6 protein-coding genes are annotated in these 8,189 nt (G+C 62.9%); 5 read left to right on the top strand and 1 reads right to left on the bottom strand.

The window, feature by feature from the left end; all coding sequences use genetic code 11:
• On the bottom strand, positions 1-1,575 hold a 1,575-nt coding region (locus MOV75_RS19370; RefSeq protein ID WP_247006401.1), incomplete at its 3' end, for a transglycosylase domain-containing protein.
• Between the two features lie 292 nt (positions 1,576-1,867).
• On the opposite strand from MOV75_RS19370, the gene MOV75_RS19375 reads away from it, so the two are divergent.
• The 5 genes from MOV75_RS19375 to MOV75_RS19395 form a co-directional block, all read left to right on the top strand.
• The gene (locus tag MOV75_RS19375) at positions 1,868-2,377 is read left to right on the top strand and encodes a YcgN family cysteine cluster protein (RefSeq protein WP_246928524.1); all 510 of its coding nucleotides are present in this window, start codon (positions 1,868-1,870) and stop codon (positions 2,375-2,377) included.
• A gap of 136 nt (positions 2,378-2,513) precedes the next feature.
• Entirely contained in the window at positions 2,514-3,647 is a 1,134-nt protein-coding gene (locus tag MOV75_RS19380; RefSeq protein WP_246928523.1) for a patatin-like phospholipase family protein, read from the top strand.
• Between the two features lie 15 nt (positions 3,648-3,662).
• The gene (locus tag MOV75_RS19385) at positions 3,663-5,774 is read left to right on the top strand and encodes a S8 family peptidase (protein WP_246928522.1); all 2,112 of its coding nucleotides are present in this window, start codon (positions 3,663-3,665) and stop codon (positions 5,772-5,774) included.
• Between the two features lie 11 nt (positions 5,775-5,785).
• On the top strand, positions 5,786-7,117 hold the full coding sequence (locus MOV75_RS19390; RefSeq protein WP_246928521.1) for a hypothetical protein: 1,332 nt from the start codon (positions 5,786-5,788) through the stop codon (positions 7,115-7,117).
• Between the two features lie 210 nt (positions 7,118-7,327).
• On the top strand, positions 7,328-8,189 hold an 862-nt coding region (locus MOV75_RS19395; protein ID WP_247006403.1), incomplete at its 3' end, for an MFS transporter.

Genomic DNA, 8,189 nt, shown 5'->3' on the forward strand with positions numbered 1-8,189 from the left:
GTGCTCGAGCACGGTGACTTCGTCCGAGCCGATCGGCAGCGACGGCGTGTCGGGCAGCGGCGCCTTGAGGCCGAAGCGACGCGCGACCTCGACGATCTTGGCGCGGCCGACCTTGGCCGGGTTCTGCGCTTTGGGTTCGTTCTTCTGGCCGATCGCAATCGAGAGCTTCACCGGCACCACGTTGATCGAACGCGTGATCGCCTGCGTCAGCGTCACCGAACCGGAATAGGAATGGCCATAGTTCTGCGGGCACCAATTGCCGATGCAGACCGGGCCGTCGACCACGATCGAATTCGGCGTGAAGCCGTTCAGGAGCGCGGTGGTGTAGACGTAGGGCTTGAACGAGGAGCCGGGCTGGCGGTAGGCGTCGGTGGCGCGGTTGAACTGGCTGGCGCCGTAGTCGCGGCCGCCGACCATGGCGCGGATGCCGCCGTCGAGATCGGACACGACGGTCGCGGCCTGCGTCGCGTGATAGTCGCGGCCGAACTGGCGCAGCTGGTTCTCGACCGCGTCTTCGGCGGCCTTCTGCACGTTGGCGTCCATGGCAAGACGAACCACGAAGACGCGCTCGGTGTACGATTTCGGGAACGTGTCGACCAGCTTGCGCATCTCGTCGAAGGCGTAGTCGAGATAGTAGTTCGGCGAAGCCTCGTCGCGGCGGTCGACCGCGAAGGCCGGATTGCGGCGGGCGCCGAACACCTGGCCCTCGGTCATGAAGCCGGCATCGACGAGGTTGTCGAGCACGACGTTGGCGCGGGCGCGGGCGGCGGGCAGGTTGATGTGGGGCGCGTATTTGGTCGGGGCCTTGAACAGGCCGGCCAGCATCGCAGCTTCCGCCAGCGTCACGTCGCGCGCGGACTTGTTGAAGTAGAAATGCGCCGCGCCGTCGACGCCGAAGGTGCCGCCGCCCATATAGGCGCGGTCCAGATACAGCTTGAGGATCTCGTTCTTGGTCAGGCGCCATTCCAGCCAGACCGCGAGGAACGCCTCGTTGACCTTGCGCTCGATGGTGCGCTCGTTGCTCAGGAACAGGTTCTTGGCGAGCTGCTGGGTGATCGAGGAGCCGCCCTGGCGGACGCCGCCGGCCTGCGCGTTGGTGACGAGCGCGCGCGCGGTGCCGGCGATGTCGATGCCGAAATGCTCGTAGAAGCGGCGGTCTTCGGTCGCCAGCGTCGCCTTGATCAGCACGTCAGGAAAATCTTCCAGCGGGATCGAGTCGTTGTGCTTGATGCCGCGGCTGCCGATCGGATTGCCGTAGCGGTCGAGGAAGGTCACCGCGAGATCCGACTTCTTCAGCCAGTCCTCGTCCGCGGTCTCGCGGAAGGCGGGGATGGCGAGGGTGAGCATCACGACCAGGCCGCCGAGGCCGAGGGTCGCGGCCTCCGACAGCGGCTCGATGAACACCCAGCGCTTCCACCGCCCGACATAGAAGCGGTCCATGAAGGTCGAGTAGCGCTCGTAGAGCTCGCGGATGCCCTTGGCCGAGGAGAACAGCGAGGAGTCGATGCGCGCATCGAGGTCCAGGAAGAAGTTCCGGACCTTCTGCTTCCAATGCGGTGGTATGATCTGGCGCACCTAGAACCCTTGAGGCTCGCTTCGAAAGCGTTCAAGCACCCGGCCGGGGCGGCATCGAGACGTCTTGGGGGAATGTTGCGGCAAACCCAAGGCGCCCGGCCAGCATCCGAGGGACTTGCTGTTCCTTCTAGCCGAGCGGAGCCCATAAACCAATGGTCACGCTCGCGATTTTGAACAACAGGCCTAATTGCCCCCGGGTCATTACGGGCCTCACAGGCGCGTTGCTTGCACCACCCCGGCCGCACGCCCTAGATGGCGTTGCCGTAGCTCTTTTGAACTTTTGTTGAGGCGCATGACCGCAGTTCCCAAACGACCTTCCGGCCAGGAAGGATTCTTCTGGAAAACCAAGACGTTGGAAGAGATGTCGGGGCCCGAATGGGAAAGCCTGTGCGATGGCTGCGGGCGCTGCTGCCTGAACAAGCTCGAGGACGAGGACACCGGCGAGATCTATTTCACCCATATCGGCTGCAAGCTGCTCGATAGTACCAGCTGCGGCTGCAAGGACTATCCGAATCGCTCCGACAAGGTTCCGGATTGCGTCCGCCTGACGCCGGCCAATGTCCGCACCTTGAACTGGTTGCCGCCGAGCTGCGGCTACAAGCTCGTTGCCGAGGGCCGCGACCTCTATTGGTGGCATCCGCTGGTGTCCGGCGATCCCAACACCGTGCATGAAGCCGGCGTCTCCGTGCGCGGCCGGGTCGAAGGCAGCGAGGAGGAGATCCCGGATGAGGAGCTCGAGGACCACATCGTGCAATGGCCGGCCTTGCTGCCGAAGCGGGCCCGCCTGAAGAAGCGGCCCTGAGCAGCTGTGCGCAGCGGTCGCATGCAGAGGCACTTCACATTCAAGGGTTGAGGCGCTAAGCTGGTTGTAGATTTAAGACGGTAATTATTCAGGTTGTTGCAAGTTATTGAGGTACCCTAAATTTTTGAGGGGTCCGATGAATATTGATCCGGTTCACCCGATACCGACCGACGACGAGAGCAAGCCACCAGAACCGACCACCGCGCTTTGCCTTTCCGGCGGAGGGTATCGCGCAATGGTGTTTCATATCGGCGTCCTTTGGCGCCTCTATGAGACGGGGCTGCTGGAGAACGTCAAGCGCATATCGAGCGTTTCAGGCGGGTCGATCACTGCCGGCATGTTGGCGCTGGCGTGGCCCGGCCTCAGTTTCAAACCTGGCAGCGTCAACAGCGATTTCATTCCGAAATTCGTCGCGCCGTTGCGCGCCTTCGCCGGCGTCACAATCGACGCCGAGTCGGTCATCCTGGGCGCGCTGTTACCGGGCAGCATCGGCGACCGTATCGCCGAGGCATACGACGATCACCTCTTTCACGGCAAGACGCTGCAGGACATGCCTGACGAGCCGCGCTTCGTGATCAACGCAACCAATGTGCAATCGGGCGTTCTCTGGCGTTTCATGAAGCCCTATATGCGCGACTACCGAGTTGGCGAGGTGAAGAATCCGAAGATTCTCCTGGCGCAGGCAGTCGCTGCGTCGTCCGCGTTTCCACCGGTCCTGTCCCCGTTCGAACTGCGCCTCGAGGACGCGGACTTCGTGCCGGGCACCGGGCTCGATCTCCAACGCCCGCCATTCACGACGCGCGTCGTTCTCAGCGACGGTGGGGTCTATGACAATCTCGGGTTGGAGACGGCATGGAAGCGGCACCAGACCGTTCTGGTCAGTGATGCCGGCGGCAAGACCCAGGAAGAGGAACGGCCGGAGACGGACTGGCCGCGGCATTCCTACAGGGTTCTCAACCTGATCGACAACCAGGTGCGTTCGCTGCGCAAGCGCCAGGTCGTCGACTCCTTCAAATCGGGAACGCGCAGGGGCGCCTATTGGGGCATCCGCACCGACATTGCCGACTACCAGCTGTCTGATGCACTCAACTGTCCACCGGATCGCACGATGCGGCTTGCCGAGTTGCCGACGCGGCTGAAGAAGCTCGACCCGAAGACCCAGGAACAGTTGATCAACTGGGGTTACGCGGTTTGCGATGCGGCTGTGCGCAAGCATGTTGCGGCGGTCGGGCCGCCGCCGGCCTTTCCCTATCCGCAGTCTGGGGTCTGAGGCAGAGGTCCGAACGTGGCAAAGCAACGCAAGCAGGGACGGGGATCGCGCCGGGGCACGCCGAAATCGGCAGATGCGCCCCTATCGACCGCGACGGAGGGAGCCGCATCCGGTTCGAGCGCACCTGAAAATGCACCGACTGCAAAACCGCAGTCCGGCACGACGCAGCCTCCGCCGAGCGATGCTGCCACCAAGGCGGACAGGCCCCTGCAGTTCTCGGTTCCGGCGGAACTCGTCGAGCATATCCTGTTAGGTCCGGTCGATGACCGCCGCGTGCTCCAGGATTCCCCCTTGTTGGGTGACGTCTGGGCCGCTTATGCGCTTGATCCGGGCCTCGTTCAGGACGTGTTGATAACGCCGCACAAGAACGTCACCGCCGCGGCCGTTGCCCAAATCATCCCGCGGGGGATAGATCTGCGCCAGCAGGAGCGCCAGGCCGAAAATCCGCCGCCATCGAAGCGGCCGAAGGTGAGGGCGAAGGTTGCCTATCTGCAGGGCCTCGTGGGGGCGAGGCTGTATTTCGACGAAGTGCTCCGCATCCTCGTGCCTCTGACGCAATGGTGGAGCCAGTCGAAGCTTCAGGAAAGAATCCTGAAGATCGACCAGGCCAACTTGCACGCGTTGCTCCAACGAGAGCCTGATCAGCGCGGCGACGATCAGAAGAACTTTACGTCACTCGAAAGGTACATCGCGCTCGCGGGCTTGATTTATTGGATCGGCAAGCTCGAGCGTCCGACCATTCCGGGCAGCGCCCCGCCTGAGCCGGTGCCGCATCTGCCGCGGCTGCAGATCGATGAGGCATTCCGCGCCTATCTGCCCCATGTCCCCGAAATCATCGCGGGAATGTTCGAGCTTTACGGAGTGATTCAGGCCAATCCCAAAGCGCTTGCATCGGACGATCCCGACGACGACGAAGCCGGGAGCGAAGGCCACATCTTCCAGGTCTCGCTCAACCGCGTCGCGGCGGCGGCGCTCGACCGCTCCGTGCCGGCCGTGAAGGCCGATGCCGCGCACTCCCTGTTCAACGTGAACTGCAAGAACATCATTTGGGCGGTGCTCGATTCCGGCATCGACGCCGACCACGAGGCCTTCGCCGAGCAGGACAAGCCCGACAGATCACGCATCAGGAAGACGTTCGACTTCACGAGGATTCGCGAGATCGTCAGCAACGACGAGGACGACATCGCCGCCGCCGAACTCGAGGAAATTGCGAATGCCGCCGGCATCGAACCCGCCGCGGCGTCGGACTATCTGAAGGAGATTGCCGCGAACGCAAGGGCAAAACGTCCCATCAACTGGGGAGTCGTCGAAAAGCTGATCACGCTCAAGAACCCACCGCAGCCGGTGAGCCTGCATGGCACCCACGTCGCGGGCATCATCGGCGCCGATGGAAGCAGGACCGACCATCCCGACGGCATGTGCCCCGACATCCGCATCTACGATTTCCGTGTTCTGGGCAAGACCATCGATGATACTGAATTCGCGGTCATCGCCGCGCTACAATACATTCGCTACGTGAACGAGCGGCACAACTACATCACGATTCATGGCGCCAATCTCAGCCTGTCGATCCCGCACAACGTTCGCAATTACGCCTGTGGGCGCACGCCGGTGTGCAACGAATGCGAGAGGCTCGTGGAGAGCGGGGTCGTGGTCGTGGCCGCGGCGGGCAATCGCGGCTTCCAGAAGCTCACGACAACCGACGGCGGCGTTTTCGAAAGCTATGCCGCCTTCAGCATCACGGATCCCGGAAATAGCGAGAGCGTCATCACCGTCGGGTCCACGCACGGCAATTGGCCGCACACCTATGGCGTGAGCTTCTTCTCGAGCCGTGGCCCGACGGGCGATGGTCGCCTCAAGCCCGATCTGGTGGCGCCGGGGGAGCGGGTGCAATCATGCATCATCGGCGGCAATCACCAGGAGTGGGGCCCTGAATCCGGTACCAGCATGGCCGCGCCGCACGTCAGTGGCGCCGCGGCGATGCTGCTGGCGCGCTACGAGGAGCTGATCGGCCAGCCTCGGCGGGTCAAACGCATCCTGTGCGAAAGCGCAACCGATCTCGGTCGCGAACGAAGTTTCCAGGGCCACGGCATGCTCGACGTGCTGCGCGCCTTTCAATCCATCTAGGGAGACGGGACATGTTCTTCAGTCTGGATGTATTGCGGGCGCGCAAGGGCGATTGTCTGATGCTTCATTTCGGATCGGAGCAGGATCCACATCTGATCCTGATCGATGGCGGTCCTTCGGATGTGTACGAGCCCTTTCTCAAGCCGCGGCTGCAAAAGATCCACGAAACACGCGATCTGGGCGAGGAGGCGCTAGCGGTCGACGTCGTCATGGTGAGCCATGTCGACGACGACCACATCAAGGGAATCCTCGACCTCACCAGGGAGCAGCGGACCAACAGCCCCGACGTGCGTCTCGCCGTGACCAGCCTGTGGCACAACAGTTTCGACGATCTGCTCAAGACCAAGCCCCATGAACTGGTGGCGGGTTTCGGCACCGCGTCGGTCGAGACGCCGGTTGCGGCAGGTGCGGCGGGCATCGATTCCGGGAGCGTGCTGGCGAGCTTCGGAAAGAGCATGCTCAGGGACGATGCCGACATCGAAGAGGAGGGTATGCATCAAACGGTCGAAGTGCTGTCCAGCATTCCGCAGGGGCGCACCTTGCGGGACGATGCCAGGGCCCTCGGCTGGAGGCCCAACCACAAATTCAAGGGCAAGCTGATCCTTGCGGCCGAAACCGCGAAGCCAGTGACGCTCGGCGATCTGACGATAACGGTGGTTGGGCCGATGCAGCCGGAACTGCTTGCCTTGCAGGAAGAGCATGACAAATGGCTGCGCGCGCAAAAGGAGAAGAAAAAGAAATCGCCCGAAGCCGCGCTGGCGGCTTTCGTCGACGAATCCATTCCGAACCTGTCCAGCATCGTCGTCCTCGCCGAACTCGGGGGCAAGTCGATGCTGCTGACGGGCGACGCCCGAGGCGACAAGATTCTGGAGGGAATGGAGCAGGCCGGGCTATTGAAAGCAGGCGGCAAGAAGCCCGTTGATCTCTTGAAGGTTCCGCACCACGGCAGCGACAACAACATGGAGACGATCTTCTTCAAGCGCCTGCCGGCCGATCACTACGTTTTCTCCGGAGATGGCGAGCATGGCAATCCCGAACGTGCCACGCTCGAGATGCTGCTGCAGGCCCGGGGCGCCGACGCTGACTACACGATCCATCTTACGTATCCGGTCGATGAAATCGATATCGCGCGACAAGCAGACTGGGAAAAGGAGCAAGCCAAGGAAAAGGCCCGAAAGAAGAAAAATCCGGCGTCAAAGAAGCCGGTCAGGGAGAATTGGTCGCCGGCAAAACACAGCCTTGGCGCTCTCTTCAAGAACAATCCCAAGCTCGCCAGGAAAGTGGTGATCGTCGATCCCGACAAGCCGCATCTGATCGATCTGCTCGAGCCGCTGGGCCTGTAGGGTCCGGGAGTTTACGGGGGTGGCTTTCTGAAGCCGTCCCGAGCCGCCCGGACTGGGAGGCCAGGAACGTCACTCACGCAAACGCGATGGTGCGTCGGTGGGATGCACCCATGCGCGGCGGTGCCTGCCGGAGAAGGACTTCGCCGTCTATGTTGTTCCGGTAGAACGAATCCTTCGCGGCGTTGCGCCGCCCCACGACGTCCGATCGAGATGAACAAGTTCGAACGGCAGAGCAGTTCTGCCGATATCCAGACTTTGCCCGACGATATCGCCGAAGAGCTGTCCCGGCTTCCGAGCGAAGTCATCAGCGTCGATGACGCCCCATCGATCGCGCCGCCGGCGCCGCTGTCACAGGATGAGGTCCGCACCATCGTCATCAGCCTGATGCTGACGATGTTCCTGGCCGCCCTCGACCAGACCATCGTGGCGACCGCGCTGCCGACCATCGGACGCCAGTTCCAGGACGTCTCCAATCTCTCCTGGGTCATCACTGCCTATCTGCTCGCCTCGACCGCGGTCGCGCCGGTGTTCGGCACCTTGAGCGACATCTACGGCCGACGCGCCATGATCATCATCTCGCTCAGCCTATTCGTCGCGGGCTCGGTGCTGTGCGCGATCGCGCCGAACATGCCGATGCTGATCCTGGCGCGCGGCCTTCAGGGGCTCGGCGGCGGCGGCATCATGCCTGTCGTGCAGACCGTGATCTCGGACGTCGTGAGCCCGCGCGAGCGCGGCCAGTATCAGGCCTATTTCTCCAGCGTGTGGATGGTCGGCGGCATCTTGGGCCCGGTTATCGGCGGTGTGTTCGCCGAGCATCTGCACTGGTCGATGATCTTCTGGATCAATCTGCCGCTGACAGCCGCGGCGCTCGCCCTGCTGCTGCCGAAGATGAAGAAAATCCCGGTATTCCACCGCAAGCGCAAGGTCGACTGGCTCGGCGGCGTTCTGCTGATGGCCTCCGCCGTGGTCTTCATGCTGGTGCTGACCTGGGGCGGCACGCGCTTTCCCTGGCTGTCGCCGACGGTGCTCGCGATGGTCGGCGGCGCGGTCGCGCTCGTCGTCACCTTCGTCT

Source organism: Bradyrhizobium sp. PRIMUS42, assembly GCF_023006515.1.
GTDB lineage: Bacteria > Pseudomonadota > Alphaproteobacteria > Rhizobiales > Xanthobacteraceae > Bradyrhizobium.